The sequence below is a fragment of the Sinorhizobium sp. B11 genome, from assembly GCA_039725955.1.
Lineage (GTDB): Bacteria > Pseudomonadota > Alphaproteobacteria > Rhizobiales > Rhizobiaceae > Rhizobium.
This window is the reverse complement of sequence record CP091033.1, coordinates 1,456,124-1,476,707: the sequence shown is the minus strand read 5'-3', so window position 1 is coordinate 1,476,707 and position 20,584 is coordinate 1,456,124. Positions and strand designations below refer to the sequence as shown.

Below are 20,584 nucleotides of genomic sequence, written 5' to 3'. Positions count from 1 at the left end.
AACGAACTGAAGCACTAATGCATCAGTGCATCAAGCTACAAAATATGTTTAAACGGTCGGCAGTGTTTCGAGGGTGGGACAGGCAGACGTGAAAGTTAACCGGACAGAATTTCCTCTCGACCGAACGCGTCAGGTCGCGCCGCAAATTCTTGAAATCCTTCGCTCCCGTATTCTCTCCATGGATCTGACGCCGACGACGGTTCTGTCGCGCGTATCACTGCAGAGCGAGTTTAATGTCAGTCAGACGCCGGTGCGAGATGCCTTGATGCGGCTGGAAGAGGAAGGACTGGTCGAGGTCTATCCGCAATATGCCACTGTCGTTGCCAAGATCGACATCGAGCATGCCAAGCGGGCGCATTTTCTCAGGCTGTCGATCGAACTCGAAGCGGTTCACAGGCTGACGCTCGCAAGCCCGGCCGAGACGGCACAGGTATTGGAGCGGGTACTTCGTATGCAGGAGGCAGTGGCCTCGCCAATTCAGTTTGATCAGTTCGATTCACTCGACAGGGAGTTCCATCGCACGCTCTTCGAGCGCAACGGCATTCTGGGTCTCTGGACAACGGTGCGGCGTCAAAGCGTCCATCTCGACCGGCTGCGCCGCCTCAACCTGCCGATGCCCGGCAAGTTGGAGACAGTGCTTGCCGATCATCGTGCCATCGTTGAAGCTGTTCGTTCCGGCGAACCCGAAAAGGCGGCCGCGGCCATGCGCAAGCACCTGTCGGGCACGCTGTCGATCACGGATATCATCTGCGCTCAATATCCCGATTTTGTCCGGCGCTAAGGACAGGCTCAGGTACGAAGGCAGCGCAGGAGGTGGCCGGAGGCGTCGCTCTGATCGGGATCGGCCATGCGGCGGGTGGTGACGAAAATCGTGCGCGGCATTGTGTGGTTCATCACGAGCTTGGTCGGATGGGTTGTCGGCAGTTCGACAGGCGTGAGCGGCTCACCTGATGGTGCAAAGCGCAACAGTTGCGAGCCGCCGACGCCGGCAATCCAGTAGATCCCGTCCTCGTCGATGAACGCCCCGTCGGGCCTTCCGGAAAAGGCATGTGTGGTCGCAAAGATCCGACGGTTGGACGGCGTGCCGGTGGCAAGGTCATAGTCGCAGACCCAGATGGTCTGAACGGAAGGATGGGAATCGGAAAAATACATTCTTTGCCGTATTGGATCGAAGGCCAGGCCGTTCGGCGTCCAGAAATCTTCGAAAACCCGTCGGTGGCTGAAATCGGGCTCGATGCAGAAGATCGCTCCGGCCGGCGCTGCCATCTCCCGCTGCATCGTGCCGGCCCAGAATCGTCCGGCGGGATCGAGCGTGCCATCGTTGAAGCGGACATCCGGGCGGCTTTCCGGTGTGCAGACCCGTTGGAACAGGCCTGCCGACGCTTCAAAGAGGAAAATGCCGGTCGCAAGCCCGGCAATCAGCGTTCCATCTGTCCGCAACGCAATGCAGCCGACTGCTTCGGGCGCATCCCATGCCGAGGTCTTGCCGGTTTCTGGATCGGTACGCAGCAGCTTGCGGCCGTCGGTATCGACCCACCAGATGCAATTTTCAGTCTCCGACCAGACCGGGCTCTCGCCAAGATGCGCCCAGCGGTTGGAGAACACTTCGAATGTAATCGCCATTTCGCTCTCAGCTTGTCTCACTATATCAATACGACATGCATAGCTTAGCCGCAGCCTCTCGGGAATCGTGGGGTCGCGACCTGTGCGAATTGTGGTCCTGATGCGGAACACGAAATCGTGGGCAGTCGATCCCACTTTCCTACGAACCGCTACGCGGAAGCTCCTGCGACCGCCCAGTCACGACCTCGTGGACCGTAAATTCATGCTTTTCCAAGGCTTTCGGGCGGCGTTATGTGGAAGGTCCCAGCACACTTCATTGTTTTCCGGCCGGTCGTTGAGAATGGTTTTTCGCGGCTTTGCAAACCACACGGTTTACTACCGGTTGCCAAAAAACCATAATTACCTCACCTAGATCGCACATCGACAACAGGCATTACGAATTGGATCAACGCTTGCGCATATCACACATCGTCCTTGGTGCATTTCTTGCAATCGCGCAGTCCGCCTATGCTGAAGTCGCATCACCGCCCGTTTTGGCGCCGCTAAAGCAGCAGGCGCAAGCCGCTCAGTTAAGCGCACAACTCCTCACGCGATACAGCTACAGGCCTGTTGCGCTCGATGACGCCTTGTCGGCCAAGATCATGGATCAGTTCATCAAATCGCTGGATCCGGATCACATGCTCTTCCTGCAAGCGGACATCGACAAATTCATGTCTAACCGCAGCGAGATCGACGATGCCGTCGAACGGAAGGATTTGAAGATCCCGTTTGCGATCTTCAACGCCTATGAACAGCGTATTGTCGATCGTATGACCTACGCGCGTAATTTGCTTAAGCAGGGCTTCGATTTCGGCGTACAGGAAAATTATTCCGTTGTGCGTGACAAAGCGCCGTGGCCGCAATCGGAGGCCGAAAGCAATGAGCTCTGGCGCAAGCGTGTCAAAAGCGACTGGCTGCTGTTGAAACTCGCCGGCAAGACCGATGCAGCCATTCGGGAGACGCTCGACAAACGCTATGCAAACGTTCTCGAGCGCGCCTATCAATATAAAAGCGAGGACGTATTCCAGTCGTTCATGGAGGCCTACGCAACGTCGGTCGATCCGCATACGGACTATTTCGGCGCGGCTGCCTCGGCAGATTTCAATATCTCGATGAAGCTTTCGCTCGTTGGTATCGGTGCGGTCCTGCAAGAGCGCGACGACTACACGACGATCCGTGAGCTCGTGCCCGGCGGCCCTGCCCAGTTGTCGGGCAAGCTCGTGGTCGGAGATCGCATTACGGGCGTTGGTCAAGGCAAGGATGGCGCGATAAAAGAAGTGGTGGGCACGCGCCTTGATGAAGTCGTGCAATTGATACGCGGAAAAAAGGGCTCCGTCGTACGCTTGGACATCCTGCCCGCGGATGCCGGGCCAGATGGCACGCATCGTGTTGTCAGCCTCGTGCGCGATAAAATCAGCCTTGAAAAACAGGCTGCCAGGAAGACCGTGCTCACCGTGAATGAAGGGGGTGCCACACGCAAAATCGGGGTGATCACCCTGCCGACATTCTATGAGGACTTTGAGGCCCGGCACAAAGGGGACAAGGACTATAAAAGTGCGAGCCGCGACGTCGCCAAGCTTCTCGACGAATTGAAGCAGGAAAAGGTCGACAGCGTTCTCATAGACGTGCGCAACAATGGCGGCGGTTCATTGGATGAGGCAGTTGATTTGACGGGCCTGTTCATCGGCAATGGCCCGGTCGTTCAGCAACGGAGTAGCGACGGCAAGGTCGCGGTCAGAAGTGCGGATTTTGCGGCACCTGTCTGGACAGGCCCTATGGGCGTCCTCATCAATCGCGGGTCGGCATCGGCTTCAGAGATTTTTTGCCGCGGCAATCCAGGATTACGGTCGCGGCGTGATCATCGGCGAACCGAGTTTCGGCAAGGGCACCGTTCAGACCGTCGTTGATCTCGACCAGATCGTGCGTAACAGCAAACCCGAACTCGGCGAGCTGAAGGTGACGATTGCCCAGTTTTTCCGGATCAATGGCGGTACGACGCAGCTGCGTGGTGTTACTCCCGATATCAGCTTGCCCGGGCTTTCCGACCCGGCGAGCTTCGGCGAGACGAGTTATGACAACGCTTTGCCGTGGGCGCAGATCAAGCCCGCGAATTACGCACCCGCCGACACGGTCGCAAAATTGCTGCCCACATTGCAAAGCCGCCATGATGCACGGGTTGGAAGCGATCCGGCCTTCCAGGGACTCGTGAAAGATATTGCCGACCTCAAGGCGCTGCGCGACAAAGGCGTCGTTTCCCTCAATGAAGCCGAGCGTCGGAAGGAAGCAACTGCTCGAGAGGAGCGCCGAAAGTCTCGAGCGCAGTTGATCGGTGGCGAAGATACCGGCGCGGATGATGGGCTGGAGTCGAACGAACGCAGCCTGAGTGCCGATATTGCCATTGAAGATGCTCGCAAGAAGGCAAAGGACGTCCTTTTGGACGAGGCAGCCGCCATCCTTGCCGACGAGGCGGATTTGCAGCAAGGCGTATCGAAGACAATCACCAAGCAGTAGATACAGGCGGAAAGTAGTCAGACCCGAGTGTCCCGTCGCGGCCTACCGGGCCGGCCGAAGCGATCCCAGCTTCGTCCGGCCAGTGAAAGGAATGATCACCGCCAGTCGCGGTCGCGATCCCAGCGGTCGTAGCGTCTGTATTCGCGCCAGTCGCGATGCGGACGACCCCAACCGTAGGAGCGATCCCAACCGTAGTAGCGTGGCGGCGGCGGTGCCCATCGATTGGGCCGGCAAAAGCCGCGCGGGCTCAAATGATAACCGCGGCCACAGGCGTAGTCGACCGTTACGACGTTCGAGGCTGCCGGAGCCGTGACCCTGCCAGAGGGCATGGCATTTGCAGCTCCGGTTGTCATTCCGGCTGCGAGCAGGGCTATGGTGACGAGAAGTTTTCGCATCTTCGTTTCTCCGATTATTGGGCGATTTAACGCCTGTCCCGGTGAACCGAGGCTGAAAACGCCGTTCACCTGGGCGACAGCTTCAGCTGCTAGTCGCGTTCCCAGCGATCACGCCGGTCATCGCCGCGCCGATCGTTGTTGCCGGAGTTGGATGCCTGCAAATGCTCCAGCACCTGCAGAACAGCGTCGGCGCAGTCCTTTGTGGAGTCGCCGTCGGCGCATCTGAGATCGATCCTGGTCTGACCGTTCTCGATGTGGAACCGGGCACCGCGCTCCCTCGGCTGCGAACGCCAACCATCATCAGCACGCTCCTCGTTCTTGCTGGAAGAATTCGGTGGCGGCGGTGGATTTTGCCTGCTGGATTCTGGTGGTGGAGGCGGCGACGGTTCGGCTGGCGCCTGCGCAAGGGCGCAAGTGGAGATCAGTCCAAAGACAGCCGCCGATGACAGTCCTATGATTTTGTTCATGACGTTACCTCGCTTCTGTGCCGAGGTAACGAAGGGTTGAGGCGATAGTTCCTGTCGGGCGATTGCGGCTGATACCTAGCCATGCCGGGGCCAGTATTGTTCAGTCCGGTCCTGCTTGTCACGGGCAGATCGTCTGGTCCTGTCTTGCGGACGGGATTGAATCTCGCACAGGAGATCGCTTGCTTCCTGTATGTCCGGTCTATAGCTAGTGGAGGCCCTGCAGCCGATTCCGCCGTTCACTCAACAATTCATGTTGCACCAGGTCTCGCGCTTCTGCCGAAAGGCCATTCGGCCCGGATAGTCCGAGCGCGACTAACCTCGCTTCGATCGCCTGTGGAACACTATCTGCTTCGTGCTGGCAGAGCCGCACAAGCCACTTCCATTCGTCGCTTGTCATGTCCCTTCGCGCGACCATCAACTGCCTCCAGCCCAAGGATAACCGTAATTTCGAGAATATCACAATTCTCACCGAAAGGCAGTGAGGCACGCCGTTTTGCAATTCCTCGGTCATGACGATACAGATCTTCGGATCTCCTGTGCCAGGCCCCGGGACGGTAGTCGCGGGAAGCGTGTGCTGGTTCCCCGAATCGGGCGGCGGGAGAATGGGAGGATCGAGGAGGCTGCAACCTATCCTTGACTCTGATAGCCTGCTATCCGACAGTGTCGCCTGTTAAATCCATGGGGATTCAATGGGCCTCACGAAAGGCTTCACGATCGTCGGCAGAGCTGCGATGGCCGCCATCGTGTTAATGTTCCTTGCGCTCTCGCTTGTCCTGGGCTTTTGGCTGCATTCGAGCTACATGTCCGCCGTCAGGCGTGGAGAGGATCAGGTCACAGCCACAGCCAAGATCGTTGCTGCCAACGCGATCTGGATCAATTCTCTGGCGCGCCAGACCCTTTACCGCATGGACGATGCCTTCGGAGTGGCTGAGGCATTGCCGGACGACGCGCGTATCCGAAGGCTCAACGCCGCGACGGCTGCATTGCCGACCACGGCAACCGCCTATGTGGTCGCTGCGGATGGGAGGCTGCTCTATTCCACCGATCGCGAAAGCAGCCCCGCAGACATCGTTGATCAAACCTATTTCCGCCGCCTGGCCAATGGCGCAGAGGACCATACGTCGGCGATGACCGTCATGCGCAATACGGATCGCCACGTCTTCCTATCGGCTGCGCGCATCGAGAGGAACGATAAGTTCGAAGCCGTCGCGATCCTGGCGTTCGATGTCGGAATGCTGCGATCGATCTGGGACGCCGCCTCGCTCGGACCAGGCTCGACGGTGAGCTTCTTGAGACGTGACGGAAAGCTGATCGCCAGATATCCCGAACCGAAAGAAGTCATCGATCTCGGTAACTATATCCTTTTCACCGACTATATGCGCAAAGCGACATCGGGCTCCTATGTGTCTGTCTCCCCTGTCGACCAAGTCAAAAGGCTGGTGGCATACCGCATCGTCGAGCGCACACCATTCGTCGCCATCGCATCGGTCGACACCGGCACAATTCTCAAGCCGTTCTGGACCGATGTCTCAATTGCCGCGCTGATCGTTCTCCTGGCGCTTTGCGCCGCCGTGGTTGGCGGGTTGAAGATCCTGCACCTGGCGCATGCGGATGCGCGCCACACCGCCGAACTTGCCGAGGCGCTTCGAACCAATCAGGTCCTGATGCGGGAAATTCATCACCGGGTGAAAAACAATCTGCAGACCGTGATGGCGCTCATCCGTCTACAGGGCCTGCGGCCTGAAACCGTCCAGAGAGTGAACGAGCGGATCGTCGCCATGTCGGCGGTGCACGAGCAAATGTATGGCTTCGATCAGTTCAGCAGCGTCACTGCGCGGCAGTTCGTTCCCAACCTGGTGCGCACGCTGGTCGGGTTGCATGATCGCGACATCAAGCTGACCTTCGAGATCGACGATATCAGGATCGATGCGGACAAGGCGACGCCATTTGCATTGTTGCTGAACGAGCTTCTGACAAACAGCATGAAATACGCCTTCGTCGACCGGACCGACGGTCATATCCGCATCAGGCTGCTCAAGCATCCCGAGGGCAAGGTCCTGCTTGAAGTGGCGGATGATGGCGTTGGCTATGAGCCGGTTGCGACAGAAACCGGCATGGGAAGCCGGTTGATCAAATCCTTCGTCAGCCAGATGGATGGGACCTACGGCACCGAACGGGCACGCGGTACCGTCTTCACCGCCCTGTTGTCTATCGCTGCACGATGATGCTTCGATCGGCGTTGGCGTCGGCGACCTTGGCTCTCCGTGCAAAAAATCCTTGCAGCAATCTGTGGCTGTATTGGCGCTGGCGAGGAACTCCCTCCGGACCGGCAGCAATTGGCGAAACCGCCCGCGCCGCCGTCGCGTAGTGTCAACCACGACTGAGGCGTTTCGGATTTCCTAGGGCCAGCAAAGCCGCCTCCTCAGCTCCTAACCTGGCCGCTAGCGCGATCCTGCGGGTCGAAGCACGCCGATTTGAAAGTCGAGCGGAGACACGGCTCTGCTGTCGCCGCTTATTCAGGGGAAAGGTCAGTCTTATTCCAACTTGGCATTGCAAGTTTCCCGCCCTGGATTATTTGATAGGGTTCGAAGAACACACCCGGAGTGTCCGTTGAATAAAACCCGGCCAGCGCTCCTTCTCATCACGGCGTCGCTCATTCCGGTCATCATACTGGCAGCGCTGATGGGAAGGTTCTTCATCAAGGAGCAGCAGGCTGCTCTCGACGATGACATTCGCGGCCGGGCAGCGACGTTGGCCGCCACGCTTCAACGCGAACTCGCGAGCCAGATCCAGCTGCTTTCGATCGTCGCCGATTCCCCTCGGCTCGATCCCCCCATACCGCGCGCCGCTTTTGCCGAGACTGCGCGGCGTCTGCGCGATCGGGTGCCGGAATGGGAGCAGATCCGGATTTCCAACGAGAAGGGCGAAGTGGTTCTGTCATTTCCGCCGCTCGACCCCTCCGCCGATACGCATGTTGTGGACATGGAAAGCCATGACGCCCTGGTTCGCACGGGTGTCGCGGTGGTCGGCAATATCGCCATCGGGCCGAAAGGCCAGGCGGCCTTTGCCTTGCGCGCTCCGATCCAGAGGAGCGATCGTCTGAAAGCGGTCCTTTCGGTGGTGATCCGTCCGACGATCGTGACGAAACTGCTTTATGCCAATGGACTTCCAGGATCATGGTCGGCCTGGATCGTCGATGGGCAGGATCGTCTGGTTGCATCGACCGGCGATCCCGCGCTTGCCGGCAATCCGGCGAGCGAATTCGCAAGCTTTTCCGGCAATGACTTCGGGACGGCCACCGTCAAGAGCGGATTGGAGCTTCGTGTCGCCGAAGTCGCGCTTGCCGACACGCCTTGGCGGGTAAGGGTTGGCCTGCCGGTTTCCGATTATGAGAGGCTGGCGCGCAGGGCCACCATGCTGCTTGTGACGGCGAGCTGTTTCACACTTCTGTTGTCCGGCTCGGCCGTGTTTCTCTTCTACAGGGAGGCGCGCGCCCGGAACCGGGAGCGCGAGAGCATGGCCAACTGGCAGCGGATGGATGCGCTTGGCAAGCTGACGGGGCAGGCTGCTCACGATTTCAACAATCTCCTGATGGTCTTCCAGTCAGGGGTTGAGGGCATCAAGAGACGGCGAAACGACGAACAGCGCGTGACGCAGCTTCTGATGCACATGAGCGATGGCGTGGCACGAGGAAAGGCGATCACGCAAAGGCTGCTGTCGTTTTCAAGGCGCTCCAACCAAGGTGCCTCCCAGATCGAACTGGACGTCAGGCTTGCCGACCTGTCTCCGCTGTTGCGTCAAGCGATCAACGACACAATCGTGATGGAGATCAGGATACCGGAAGATACCTGGCCGGTTCACGTCGATCCTGCCGGGCTTGAAATCGCCCTGATCAACATCCTGACGAATGCGCGCGAAGCCATGACGGGAGGTGGAAAGGTGACGATTTCCGCCCGCAATGTGCTCAACGCAGCCACAGAGGATCCGGGGCTGCAGGGCCCATTCGTGGCGCTGACGATTTCTGACACCGGGACAGGCGTTGCCCCGGAAAATCTCGCGCGGGTGTTTGAGCCATTCTTTTCCACCAAGAAAAATGGTGGCTCAGGCCTTGGTTTGACGCAGGTCCACAGTTTCGCCACCGGCAGCGGCGGTGCGGTCAAGGTCGCAAGCCTGGCCGGTCACGGCAGCGCCTTTACCTTGCTTTTACCACGATCGAGCGAGCCGCGTGCGGCACGTCCGGATCCAGCACCCCCCGCGAATCTTCCCCATGCGATCATGATCGTCGACGACACACCGACATCGCTTGAATCCGTGCGACTGGCGCTCGAGGGCATCGTGCCGTCGATCTTCCTGGCCGCAGGTGGACCTGAGGCAATCGAGATCCTGGGCCGCCATCCTGAAATCGAAGCGATCGTCAGTGACATCATGATGCCGGGCATGTCGGGTATCGAGCTTGCCGAGGAGATCCGCCGCAGAAACGCATCTCTACCCGTCGTGCTGATGACCGGCTACAGCGACAGGCTTGAGGCCGGTACGGAGGTCGGCTGTCCGGTTGTCCCGAAGCCCTTTAAGATCGAGGATCTGGCCGCCAGCCTCGAAAAGGCGAAAACCTCTGTAGTCCAATCGGCAAATGTCGTGCGCCTGGAAATTCCGACGAAGGGCTGACCAGCTTCGACGTCTTTGCGAGGTTCATTTTTCGCGCGATTGCGGCAAACGAGTTTCGGCAACGATCTGCTTCCCTCCATCAGCCGTTACCGCCGATCTTATCGTCGCTGCTCCTTTCGAGGGGAACCCTGGCCAATCTTTGCCGTTTTGCGCTTTGCAAAGATAAAAGGAATATGTCGATGATTGGAACAAGCGCCAAGCGGGGCACGGCGATCTCCGCGGAAGCGATACTCGTCCTCGGACCGGTCAATCCCTCGTCAGACATTCAGCTGGAGCATGCGGTGCGATGATTACAAGCGAACAGCTGCGCGCAGCGCGCGCGCTATTGCGATGGGAGCAGAAGGACCTTGCCGATGCCGCACGGGTTTCATTGCCTCTGATCCAGGAGCTTGAAGCCGTGTCCGGGCAGTTGAAGACGGAAAAGCGGGCAATTGACGCAATCATCAACGCCGTCCATCAGGCAGGTGTTTCGTTTTTCGACGGAGACTATTCAAGTCCGGGAGGACCCGGTGTCCGCTTCAGCCAGCCTTCCGGATCCAGCCTGGATACCAATGAAGACGAAACGATCCAGTACCGGGAATTCTTCGAGAACGATGCGCCGCCTGGTGCGGGTGGTTGAGACGACGCGCGCCTAGCGAAGGTCCGGACACGCTGGCTGCCGCGTCCCGGCTGTCTCATTTTGTCGGCGGTGAAGCCTTGCCAAGCTTGACGGAGGGTTCCCGGCCCCAGACACGCAGCTTGCCGAGTTCGGTGACGAACGCGGCAATGCCCTCTTCTCCAGGCAAGCTCAAGACGCCCTCGTCGATGCTTTCGGAAATTCCCGCCTTTTCTAGCAGCGGCAGCGCCGACGGATCATAGCCGATAAACTTGCAATGCTGGAAAGCATCGGCGACGAAGTCACGTGCTGTGGCCTCCTTGACGAGGTCTTCGATAGCAGCCGGTGAGGTCAAAAGTGCTATCGCGTCGAAAAGCACCGACGGTGCGCCATCGATCATATGCTGCGCTTCGATCCAAGTGCTGTCCGAAGCCGTCACGCCACCGACCTTCGGAGCAATCAGCTCGAAGACCGCTTTCTGCTTGGTTAGAGCTGTTGTCACGCCCTTGAGCAGTTTGGCATCGACACCGTCGGTAATGAGGATGCCAAGTTTGCGCCCCTCGAAGCGTCCAGGACCGCGTTTCACGATGCTGAGCGCGGGTGAGGGCTCCAGGTTCTGACGCGTTGGAATAGCGGCCTGAGCCGGTTTCGGCAGCGACTGCAATCCCAATTCTTCTGCGACGGTGGTTGCCAACGTTTCGTCGATGTTGATCAGATGAGATACCATCCGCTCGCGGATGACAGGGTTTTCGACCTTGCTGAGTTCAAAGGTGAGCGCCATGGCGATATGCCGTTGCTCGGGCGGCGTCTGGCTGATGTAGAACTGACGCGCCTGGCTGTAATGGTCGGCGAAGCTCTCCGGACGGAGCCTGGCCCTTGCGCCTTGTTCCTCGGACGCGAAATGTCGAAAGCCTTTCTGAGGCGATTCTCTCGGACCTTCGCCCCAGGAGTTTGGCTGGTAGTTGACCCGGCCGGCCGGATTGCGCATCGCCATGTGGCCGTCCTGCTGAAAGGTGTGGAAGGGACACTTGGGCGCATTGATCGGCAGGTGCGTGAAGTTCGGGCCGCCGAGGCGCTTGAGCTGTGTATCCAGATAGGAGAAATTCCGGCCCTGCAAAAGCGGATCGTCGCTGAAGTCTATCCCCGGCGGAACGTTCTGCGTCATGAAGGCGACCTGTTCTGTTTCGGCGAAGAAATTGTCGGGCATGCGATCGAGCACCAGCCGGCCGATCGGCTGAACAGGGAGGATTTCTTCCGGAATGATCTTTGTCGGATCAAGCACGTCGAAATCGAACGTGTCGGCGAACTTCTGATCGAATAGCTGGACGCACAATTCCCATTCCGGAAAATTACCCGACTGGATTGCCTGCCAGAGATCGCGGCGATGGAAGTCTGGATCAGCGCCGTTGATCTTGACCGCCTCGTTCCAGGCGACGGACTGCAGCCCAAGCTTCGGCTTCCAGTGGAACTTGACGAATGTCGACCGATCCTTAGCGTTGACGAAACGGAAAGTATGGACGCCGAAGCCCTCCATGAAGCGGAAGGATCGGGGAATCGCCCTGTCAGACATGACCCACATGATCATATGCATGCTTTCAGGCGTCAGGCTGATAAAGTCCCAGAAGTTGTCGTGGGCGGATTGTGCCTGCGGAAAACCCCGGTCTGGCTCCGGCTTTACGGAATGGACCACGTCGGGAAATTTGATGGCGTCCTGGATGAAGAAAACCGGGATGTTGTTGCCGACGAGATCCCAGTTTCCTTCCTTGGTGTACATCTTCACGGCAAAACCGCGAACATCCCGCGCAAGATCGAAGGACCCTTTGCTGCCGGCGACTGTTGAAATGCGCACGAAGGCGGGTGTCCTTTCGCCCGGGCGCTGGAAAATGTCGGCCCGCGTGTAGTCCGCAAGGGATTTATAAGTCTCGAAAAAACCATGCGCACCATAGCCGCGGGCGTGGACCACGCGTTCGGGAATGCGCTCATGGTCGAAATGGAAGATCTTTTCTCGGAAGTGGAAGTCATCGATGAGTGCAGGTCCGGGTGCCCCGACATGCAGGCTGTTCTGATCGTCTGCTACAGGGCCACCTTGGGCTGTTGTCAGAACCGGATGCCCATCTTCGGCGAACTGATGAAGCTCGCCCCCTTCGCCGCGATGGAGTTTCTGGTCATGGATCGTCGCTGTGTTTTTCCCGGCGGTCGTCGAAGATTTCTTGGCCATCATGTCGTTCCCTTGCGATATATGTGAATTGCCAACTGGAAATGCTGCCTCGGGGCCGGTCCGCTCATGTCGGAGCGTTCGATCTGGCCCGCATCGCGGTGCTTTGGCGTCTTGGTGGTGCTACCGGGCGCGGACGCATTCCCAATGTCTGCGCGGCGTCATTGTTCCTAATCGTACTGAGACGAAGGTCCCAGGTCGGCGCTCGCTCAGCCGTCTGTAAATATTGAGGTGGACCTTCGAACGAGCACGAGCGTCGAAGAATGGTATTCACGCCCCCGCCGACAGTGCAGGCCGCAATGCCCGAGCTCACAAGATCGGTTTGCCGCCTGTCACCGCAATCGTTGCTCCCGAAACATAGCTCGACAGCGGATCGGCAAGCATCACATAGGTGGTTGCAAGCTCGGCGGGCTGCCCAGGTCGCTGCATCGGCACCTGTTTGCCGAAATTCCTGACGGCTTCGTCCGGCATCGTCGAGGGAATGAGCGGCGTCCAGATTGGGCCTGGCGCGACCGCATTGGCACGGATGCCCTTTTCCGCAAGCATTTGGGCCAGACCCGCCGTGAAGTTCTGGATCGCCCCCTTGGTTGTCGCATAGGCGAGCAGGTGCGGACTCGGACTGTCGGCATTGATCGACGCCGTATTGATGATCGCGCTGCCCGCTTTCATATGCGGGACCGCTGCCTTGGTCAGGTAGAACATCGCATGGATATTGACCTTGAAGGTCAGTTCCCACTCGTCATCGCTGATTTCGCCAATATCCTTGAAGCTTGCCTGATGGGCCGCATTGTTGACGAGGATGTCGATACCGCCAAGTTTGCCGCGCGCGGTTTCGATGATGTGCCGGCAATGTTCGGGATGCTGCAGGTCCCCGGAGACGAGAATGGCCTTTCGCCCTGCTTCTTCGACCCATTTCTGGGTTTCGCGTGCGTCTTCGTCCTCGTCGAGATAGGCGATGAGAACATCTGCGCCCTCACGGGCATAGGCAATCGCAACGGCTCGTCCGATACCACTGTCGCCGCCGGTAATAATCGCTTTCCTGCCGGTCAGTCGGCCAGATCCTCGATAGGTCTGCTCGCCGTGGTCCGGTACCGGCGACATCGCGTCGGTCGTGCCCGGCATGGGTTGGCGCGGCGTATCGAAGGGTGGGGTCGGGTAATTGGCCATTTTCTGTTCCTTTTGACTTTCGCGTCGCAGATGCGGTCGGAGTTTCGGTACACAACTCGTCGGTCGGCCAGCAGTTCCCGGTGAGTTTGCGGAGATAATCCGGATTGAGCGGCGTGTTTGCGCAGTGCGTTGCGGCCCGCCACCTCAAGAAGGAAGGCATTGGTCTTGTTCTTGCCGGAAGCTAACCAACTGATTCAACAAACCCTTCGACTGGCAGTCGAAGCGACGTAGCCCGTGGGCAAATCAGTCAGCCTCCCAAACCAGATCTTCCGCAGCTGATAACGGCTCTTGACAGGCATTCTCTTCTCATGGAGTGTAAGTAAAGCGTTTTACTAAAGCGGTTTACAAACTGATGACGCAAGCGAGAACTCCAGGGTTGAAGGATGTCGCGAAAGCGGCGGGCGTATCGGTGACGACGGTCTCGCGCATGCTGAACGGCTCGCTGGATTTGCCTGCCCTCACCAAGCAGCGTATCGAAAACGCTATCGCTTCCCTCAAATACCAGCCGAACCCTCACGCGCGGCGGCTGAGCCGCGGCCGCTCCGACATGATCGGGCTGGTCGTGCCCGATATCGCCAACCCGTTCTTCGCGACCATGGTGGCGGCGGTCGAAGAGGAGGCAAACGATCGGGGGCTGGCCGTTTCGCTCTACGCGACTCTCAACCGGACCGGCCGTGAAGTCACCTATCTTCGGCTGCTCGAGCATAATCATGTCGACGGCCTGGTTTTCGTCACCAACCATCCCGACAACGGCGATCTCGCAGCTCTCATCAATCGAACAGGCAAGGTCATCGTCGTCGACGAAGACGTTCCGCTTGCCAGTGTCCCGAAGCTCTTCTGTGACAACTTTCAGGGCGGCCATCTGGCGGGGCGCCATCTGGCGGAGTTCGGCCATCGGAATGTGCTCTATGTGGGCGGTCCCGATGCCATGATCAGCACGCAGCGCCGTTTCAACGGACTGCATAGGGGCCTGCAGGAGCATTTCGGCGGCGATGCCTCGATCCGGCGCTACAGCGGCGAATATACGGTCGCCTGCGGGCGGGACATGGCGCGCCGCTTCCTGGAAGAAGGCAAGCCAGCGACCGCAATCTTCGCGAGCTCCGACGAAATCGCCATCGGCATGATCGAAGTCTTCAGAGAGAAGGGAATATCGATCCCTGAAGACCTGTCGATCGTCGGCTTTGACGATGTCAGTCCGCTACACCTTTTTGCGCCGCCTTTAACGGCGATCCGTCAGCCGGTGCGCGCCATCGGCCGGCGTGCCCTGTCCCTTCTTCTTGAAACAAACTGGCAGGAGAGCAAGTCGCTCGCCACCGAGGAACTCGTGCCAGTCGAAATCGTCGTGCGGAACTCCGTTGCGCCGCCGTCGACCCATAATAAGCAACGATAACGAAACCAGAGGATGAGAACATGAAACAGATCAGACGTCGGGCGTTCAGCGCCGCTCTTGCCTTCACCGCGCTTGCCAGCGCCACACTTGGAGCTTCGCTCGCTCACGCTGCGGGCAAGACCTATGCGCTGGTGCAGATCAATCAGCAGGCCCTTTTCTTCAACCAGATCAATGAGGGCGCGCAGAAGGCGGCTGATGCCTCCGGTGACAAGCTTGTCATCTTCAACGCCAACAATGAAGCGGCCGCACAGAACAGCGCGATCGAAAACTACATCCAGCAGAAGGTCGATGGCCTGATCGTTGTCGCAATTGACGTCAATGGCATCATGCCGGCGGTCAAACAGGCTTCGGACGCCGGCATTCCCGTTGTCGCCATTGATGCAATCCTTCCCGATGGACCGCAGAAATCGCAGATCGGCGTCGATAACGGCAAGGCCGGCGCCGATATGGGTGCCTACTTCCTCGACTACGTGAAGAAGAACATGGGCGGCAAGGCCAAGGTCGGCATCGTCGGCGCCTTGAACTCCTATATTCAGAACGTCCGCCAGAAGGGCTTCGAGGACGCCATCAAGGGCGATGGCATCGAGACCTCGGGCGTCGTCGACGGCCAGAACATCCAGGACAATGCACTTGCTGCTGCCGAGAACCTGATTACCGGCAATCCCGACATGACGGCGATCTACGCAACTGGCGAACCGGCCCTGCTCGGCGCCATCGCCGCTGTCCAGAGCCAGGGCAAGCAGGACAGTATCAAGGTCTTCGGATGGGATCTGACCGCTCAGGCGATTTCGGGTCTCGACGACGGCTACGTCGTTGCTGTCGTCCAGCAGGATCCTGCCGGCGAAGGCAAGGCCGCGGTCGAAGCTCTTGCCAAGCTGACAGCAGGGCAGAGCGTCGAAAAGAGCATTTCCGTTCCGATCACGATCGTGACGAAGGAAAATGTCGAGCCATACCGGGCCGTCTTCAAATGATGACGGACAATCGGCCTGTTTATGCCGGGGCCGGGGAGGCGCAAGCCTCCCCGCATTCCTCCGGCTCGTCCGCCCGGACACCTGCTGTCTCACTGCGCGGGATCCGCAAGACGTTCGGTTCGCATCAGGCGTTGCGTGGCGTCGACCTCGACCTCTTTCCGGGCGAGTGCCTTGGTCTTGTCGGTGACAATGCAGCCGGTAAGTCAACGCTTACCAAAATCATCTCCGGCACCTATCTGCCGGATGAAGGGACGATTTCGCTGAACGGCGAAGATGTCCATCTGTCCGGGCCTGCGGATGCTCGCAACCGCCATATCGAAATGGTCTTCCAGGATTTGAGCCTCTGCGACCATATCGATGTCGTCGGCAATCTGTTTCTTGGACGCGAACTCACCAGGGGTCCGTTTCTCGACCGTCAGAAGATGATGAGCGAGGCGCGCAAGATGCTGGATGCGTTGGAAATCCGCATTCCGCGTCTTTCTGCCAAGGTCGAGAAGCTGTCTGGCGGCCAGCGCCAGGCGATTGCGATCGCGCGCGCGGCTTCCTTCCAGCCCAAGGTTCTGATCATGGACGAGCCGACATCGGCATTGGCGGTCGCCGAGGTCGAGGCTGTGCTCGCACTGATCAACCGCGTCAAGGCAAAGGGTGTATCCGTCGTCCTCATCACTCATCGCCTGCAGGATCTGTTCCGCGTCTGCGACAGGATTGCCGTCATGTATGAAGGCACCAAGGTTGCCGAGCGGGACATCGGCAAGACCAATCTCGAAGATCTCGTCAAGCTCATCGTCGGGGGAGAAAGACATTGACCGTCTACACCGAACGCGCCAAGGGCTCGCCGATGGCCGACTTTCTGGGTGAGAACGCCCAGGTTCTGTCGATCGCCTTTTTCTTTCTGGTATGCCTCGTCTTCTTTTCACTGACGACGACGACCTTCATGACGACGGGCAACATCCTGAACATCGTGCGCCAGGCAGCTCCCATCCTCGTCGTCGCCATCGCCATGACCCTCGTCATCGTCACCGGCGGGATCGATCTGTCGGTCGGTTCGATGCTGGCCCTGATCAACGCCGTTGCCGCCATTACACTGGCGACAGGCATACCTTGGCCCATCGTCTCGATCGGCATGCTCGCCTTCGGCGGCATTGTCGGCCTGCTTCAGGGCTGGTTCATCGCCTATCAGAACATCCCAGCCTTTATCGTCACCCTTGCCGGGCTTTCCATCCTGCGTGGCGTAGCCCTCTATCTTACACAGGGCTATTCCATTCCGATCAACAACGAGCCCGGCTTCTTCTACCTGGGGCGTGGCGAACTGGCGGGCTTTCCTGTCCCGGCGCTCATTGCGATCCTGGTTGCGATCGCAGGCTACGTCATCATGGCGGTCACCAAGTACGGACGGCAGATCGTGGCGGTAGGATCCAACATGGAAGCCGCGCGCCGCGTCGGCATGCCGGCGAAATGGATCGTCGCCTCGGTCTACCTCGTATCAGGCGCCGCCTCGGCACTCGCCGGTCTTTTGATCGCGGCTCGCCTCGGCTCCGGCTCGTCCAATGCCGCTGTTGGCTTCGAACTGCAGGTTATCGCGGCGGTCGTGCTCGGCGGTACCTCGCTGATGGGCGGGCGCGGCACGATGATCGGCACTGTCCTTGGGACGATGACCATTGCCGTCATCGGCAATGGTCTGATCCTGATGCATATCTCGCCCTTCTTCACCCAGATCGTCACCGGCGCGATCATCCTTGTCGCCATCTGGCTGAACACTCGCATCTTCACAACCAACTTCCGCTTGGCGGGCAGGAGGAAGAGCTGATGGCGGCGAATGAGCTTTCGCCGGGTCACGTGCGATCCGGCAATGTGATGACGGTCTCCGGGCCGGTTCCAGCGGCGGAGATCGGCATCACGCTGATGCACGAACACATCCTCAACGATTGCCGCTGCTGGTGGCATGCGCCGAAGACGCCTGAGCGGCAATATCTTGCCGAGGGATTTGTCTGCATGGAGATTCTCGGCGAACTGAGGCAGGACCCCTTCGTCAACAAGCACAATATCACGCTCGACGACGAGAACCTTGCCGTCACCGAACTTGGGGACTTTGCCAGTCTCGGCGGACGTACGGTCGTCGAGCCCACGTGTCAGGGCATTGGTCGCGATCCTCTCGCCTTGCGGCGGATTTCTGCGGCGACAGGACTGAACATCGTCATGGGCGCCGGCTTCTATCTGGGCTCCTCGCATCCGGCCAAGGTTGCCGGCATGTCCGTCTCAGAGATCGCCGACGAAATCGTCTTCGAAGCGACGGTCGGGGCGGATGGTACCGATGTGAAGATCGGCCTGATCGGCGAAATCGGGGTATCCTCTGATTTCACAGCCGCCGAGGAAAAATCGCTGCGGGGTGCGGCGCAGGCACAGCTACGCACCGGCCTGCCGCTGATGATCCATCTTCCCGGCTGGTTTCGGCTGGGCCACAAGGTCCTTGATATCGTCGGTTCCGAAGGCGCCGATCTCAGGCACACCGTGCTCTGCCACATGAACCCGTCACATGACGATCTCACCTATCAGTCGGAATTGGCCGCCCGCGGCGCGTTTCTCGAATATGACATGATCGGCATGGATTTCTTTTACGCCGATCAGCAGGTGCAATGCCCGAGTGACGAGGAGGCGGCGCGCGCGCTCGTCAAACTCGTCGAGATGGGATATGCGGATCGCCTCCTACTCTCCCACGACGTCTTCCTGAAGATGATGCTCAAGCATTATGGGGGCAACGGCTACGCCTATATCCTGCGCCACTTTCTGCCTCGCCTGAAGCGTCACGGTCTCGATGATGCGATGCTCGACATCTTCATGCGCGCCAATCCAAGGTCGGTTTTTCAGGCGAGCGCCTGACCGCCACATAAAAAGAAATGGAAACATCATGACAAAGAAGGTTCTTCTCGTCGGCGAAAGCTGGGTCAGTTCCGCCACGCACTATAAGGGTTTCGACCAGTTCGGGAGCGTCACGTTTCACCTCGGCGCCGAGCCGCTCGTTGCGGCGCTCAAGGATAGTGCATTCGAGCTCACCTACATGCCGGCCCATGAAGCAGTCGAAAAATTCCCCTTCGACATGGCAGGGCTCGACGCTTTTAACGCGATCATTCTCTCCGATATCGGCGCCAACTCCCTGCTGCTTCCCCCGGCGGTCTGGCTGCATTCCAAGACTGTTCCGAACCGGCTGAAACTGCTCAAGGCCTGGGTCGAAAAGGGTGGCGGGCTGCTGATGGTCGGCGGTTATTTCTCGTTCCAGGGCATAGACGGCAAGGCGCGCTGGCGTCGCACGCCGGTCGAGGATGTCCTGCCGGTCACGTGTCTGCCCTATGACGACCGGGTGGAAATTCCGGAGGGGACAACGCCTGTCCTCGTCAAGCCCGGTCACGAGACCGTCGCCGGTCTGTCAGGCGAATGGCCATTGCTGCTCGGCGTCAACGAAGTCGAGGTGCGCGAGCGTCCCGATGTCGAAGTCGTTGCCCGGCTACCCGAAACGGAAGGTGGCCATCCACTGCTGGTTACAGGCCGCTTCGGCAAAGGCCGAACTGCCGCCTGGACCTCGGATATCGGTCCGCACTGGCTCTCCCCGGCCTTCTGCGAATGGGAGGGCTACGGGCGTCTTTGGAAGAATATTCTCGGCTGGCTGACGGAGGCAGAATAGCCTCATTCGCCGGCGAGAATGCCGGCGAGTTCTAACCTGGTTGGGAAGGCCGAACGCGTCCCGCGGCGGCTGACGGTAATGGCCGCAGCCGCAGTTGCGTGATGGATCGCCTTCGCATCGAGCCTGGTCGATCGGAGGGCCGCAGAGGCAAGGGCGACCGCCATGAAAGTGTCGCCGGCGCCGGTCGTATCGACGACCTCTGTGACACGGGCAGGAACGGTTGCCAGTACCTGATTTCCGCTGGCAAGGATTGCCCCGTCGCCGCCGAGGGTCAGTACGGTCTGCGTCACGCCGGCTTCGGCGAGGCGCTGGATCGCGGCTTCGCCGAACGATCCGGTCAGACTTTCGGCCTCGCCTCTGTTGAGGAAGGCGATGTCGATAAGCGGCCAGAGCTCGGCGAAATAGGGCCTGAGCGGCGAGGGATTGAAGGCGGTCGTGAGGCCGCGGCGTCTGGCTTCGGCGAGAATGCCGCGGGTCACGTTTTCACTGAGGTTGCCCTGGAGCACGACGAGGTCGCCCCTGGCTGCATCGTCGAGCGGGGCAAGCGCCTCGGACAGGGTCAAGGCTTCGGCCGAGTCCGTCGTCGTGACGATGGCGTTTTCGCCGTCGGGCGTCGTGAAGATGATGGAGAAATCGCTGGAGCGATGAGGACTGCCCAGCAATCGGGCGTCCAGCGCTTCACCAGCGAGCTGGTCGCGGATCGTCTGGGCGCGAAAATCGTCGCCGACGGCCGTGACAAGCGTCGTGGGAAGGCCTGTGCGGCCCATCACGACGGCCTGATTGGCACCCTTGCCACCGAGGTCGCGGGTTTCCTCCCGACCGAGGATCGAGGCGCCGGCTTCGGGCATGGACATTACGGAAATGGTTTCGTCGACGGCGACGTTACCGATGACATAGGCACGCATGGCTGGCTTTCAGAAGGGAAAGAAA

At 59.4% G+C, this 20,584-nt stretch carries 16 protein-coding genes and 1 pseudogene; 11 read left to right on the top strand and 6 right to left on the bottom strand.

The annotated features are described in order from the left end of the window. Positions 1-88 precede the first annotated feature (88 nt). The gene (locus LVY75_06580) at positions 89-781 is read left to right on the top strand and encodes a GntR family transcriptional regulator (GenBank protein ID XAZ19809.1); all 693 of its coding nucleotides are present in this window, start codon (positions 89-91) and stop codon (positions 779-781) included. Positions 782-789: 8 nt separating this feature from the next. Here LVY75_06580 and LVY75_06575 read toward each other — a convergent pair whose 3' ends face one another. Beyond that, the gene (locus LVY75_06575; protein XAZ19808.1) at positions 790-1,623 is read right to left on the bottom strand and encodes an SMP-30/gluconolactonase/LRE family protein; all 834 of its coding nucleotides are present in this window, start codon (positions 1,621-1,623) and stop codon (positions 790-792) included. A gap of 392 nt (positions 1,624-2,015) precedes the next feature. Here LVY75_06575 and LVY75_06570 point away from each other — a divergent pair. After that, positions 2,016-4,113: pseudogene (locus LVY75_06570) on the top strand (carboxy terminal-processing peptidase). A gap of 95 nt (positions 4,114-4,208) precedes the next feature. Here LVY75_06570 and LVY75_06565 read toward each other — a convergent pair. Both LVY75_06565 and LVY75_06560 read right to left on the bottom strand, forming a co-directional pair. Beyond that, complete coding sequence (locus LVY75_06565) at positions 4,209-4,508, bottom strand: hypothetical protein (protein XAZ19807.1); 300 nt, start codon at positions 4,506-4,508, stop codon at positions 4,209-4,211. Positions 4,509-4,597: 89 nt separating this feature from the next. Further along, positions 4,598-4,975, bottom strand: coding sequence for a hypothetical protein (locus LVY75_06560; protein XAZ19806.1), 378 nt, complete (start codon positions 4,973-4,975; stop codon positions 4,598-4,600). A 689-nt stretch (positions 4,976-5,664) separates the two neighbouring features. Between LVY75_06560 and LVY75_06555 the strand changes: the two genes are divergently transcribed. From LVY75_06555 to LVY75_06545, 3 genes are all read left to right on the top strand, one after another. Then, positions 5,665-7,200 carry a sensor histidine kinase gene (locus LVY75_06555; protein XAZ19805.1) on the top strand — a complete coding sequence of 512 codons (1,536 nt, stop codon included), beginning with the start codon at positions 5,665-5,667 and terminating at the stop codon, positions 7,198-7,200. Between the two features lie 385 nt (positions 7,201-7,585). Then, the gene (locus LVY75_06550; protein XAZ19804.1) at positions 7,586-9,640 is read left to right on the top strand and encodes a response regulator; all 2,055 of its coding nucleotides are present in this window, start codon (positions 7,586-7,588) and stop codon (positions 9,638-9,640) included. Positions 9,641-9,926: 286 nt separating this feature from the next. Further along, a complete protein-coding gene (locus LVY75_06545) occupies positions 9,927-10,259 on the top strand; it encodes a hypothetical protein (GenBank protein XAZ19803.1) in 333 nt (110 codons plus the stop codon). A 55-nt stretch (positions 10,260-10,314) separates the two neighbouring features. Here the strand turns inward: LVY75_06545 and catE are convergent, their stop codons facing one another. Together catE and LVY75_06535 are read right to left on the bottom strand one after the other, a co-directional pair. Beyond that, positions 10,315-12,453, bottom strand: coding sequence for a catalase C (gene catE, locus LVY75_06540; GenBank protein ID XAZ21344.1), 2,139 nt, complete (start codon positions 12,451-12,453; stop codon positions 10,315-10,317). Positions 12,454-12,759: 306 nt separating this feature from the next. Then, complete coding sequence (locus LVY75_06535) at positions 12,760-13,617, bottom strand: SDR family oxidoreductase (GenBank protein ID XAZ19802.1); 858 nt, start codon at positions 13,615-13,617, stop codon at positions 12,760-12,762. Positions 13,618-13,969: 352 nt separating this feature from the next. Between LVY75_06535 and LVY75_06530 the strand changes: the two genes are divergently transcribed. Genes LVY75_06530 through LVY75_06505 form a run of 6 tightly spaced genes read left to right on the top strand, consistent with a single transcriptional unit; the run spans position 13,970 to position 19,654 of the window. Beyond that, positions 13,970-15,007, top strand: a complete 1,038-nt coding sequence (locus tag LVY75_06530; GenBank protein ID XAZ19801.1) for a LacI family transcriptional regulator — start codon at positions 13,970-13,972, stop codon at positions 15,005-15,007. Positions 15,008-15,027: 20 nt separating this feature from the next. Then, the gene (locus LVY75_06525; GenBank protein XAZ19800.1) at positions 15,028-15,978 is read left to right on the top strand and encodes a substrate-binding domain-containing protein; all 951 of its coding nucleotides are present in this window, start codon (positions 15,028-15,030) and stop codon (positions 15,976-15,978) included. Next, positions 15,978-16,784, top strand: a complete 807-nt coding sequence (locus LVY75_06520; protein XAZ21343.1) for an ATP-binding cassette domain-containing protein — start codon at positions 15,978-15,980, stop codon at positions 16,782-16,784. Before LVY75_06525 ends, LVY75_06520 begins: the two co-directional genes overlap by 1 nt. Continuing rightward, positions 16,781-17,785, top strand: coding sequence for an ABC transporter permease (locus LVY75_06515; protein XAZ19799.1), 1,005 nt, complete (start codon positions 16,781-16,783; stop codon positions 17,783-17,785). The genes LVY75_06520 and LVY75_06515 overlap by 4 nt, the downstream gene beginning before the upstream one ends. Then, entirely contained in the window at positions 17,785-18,855 is a 1,071-nt protein-coding gene (locus LVY75_06510) for a phosphotriesterase-related protein (GenBank protein ID XAZ19798.1), read from the top strand. Before LVY75_06515 ends, LVY75_06510 begins: the two co-directional genes overlap by 1 nt. Before the next feature lie 28 nt (positions 18,856-18,883). Continuing rightward, complete coding sequence (locus tag LVY75_06505) at positions 18,884-19,654, top strand: glutamine amidotransferase (GenBank protein XAZ19797.1); 771 nt, start codon at positions 18,884-18,886, stop codon at positions 19,652-19,654. Positions 19,655-19,656: 2 nt separating this feature from the next. Here the strand turns inward: LVY75_06505 and LVY75_06500 are convergent, their stop codons facing one another. Next, entirely contained in the window at positions 19,657-20,559 is a 903-nt protein-coding gene (locus LVY75_06500) for a PfkB family carbohydrate kinase (GenBank protein ID XAZ19796.1), read from the bottom strand. Between the last annotated feature and the right edge of the window lie 25 nt (positions 20,560-20,584).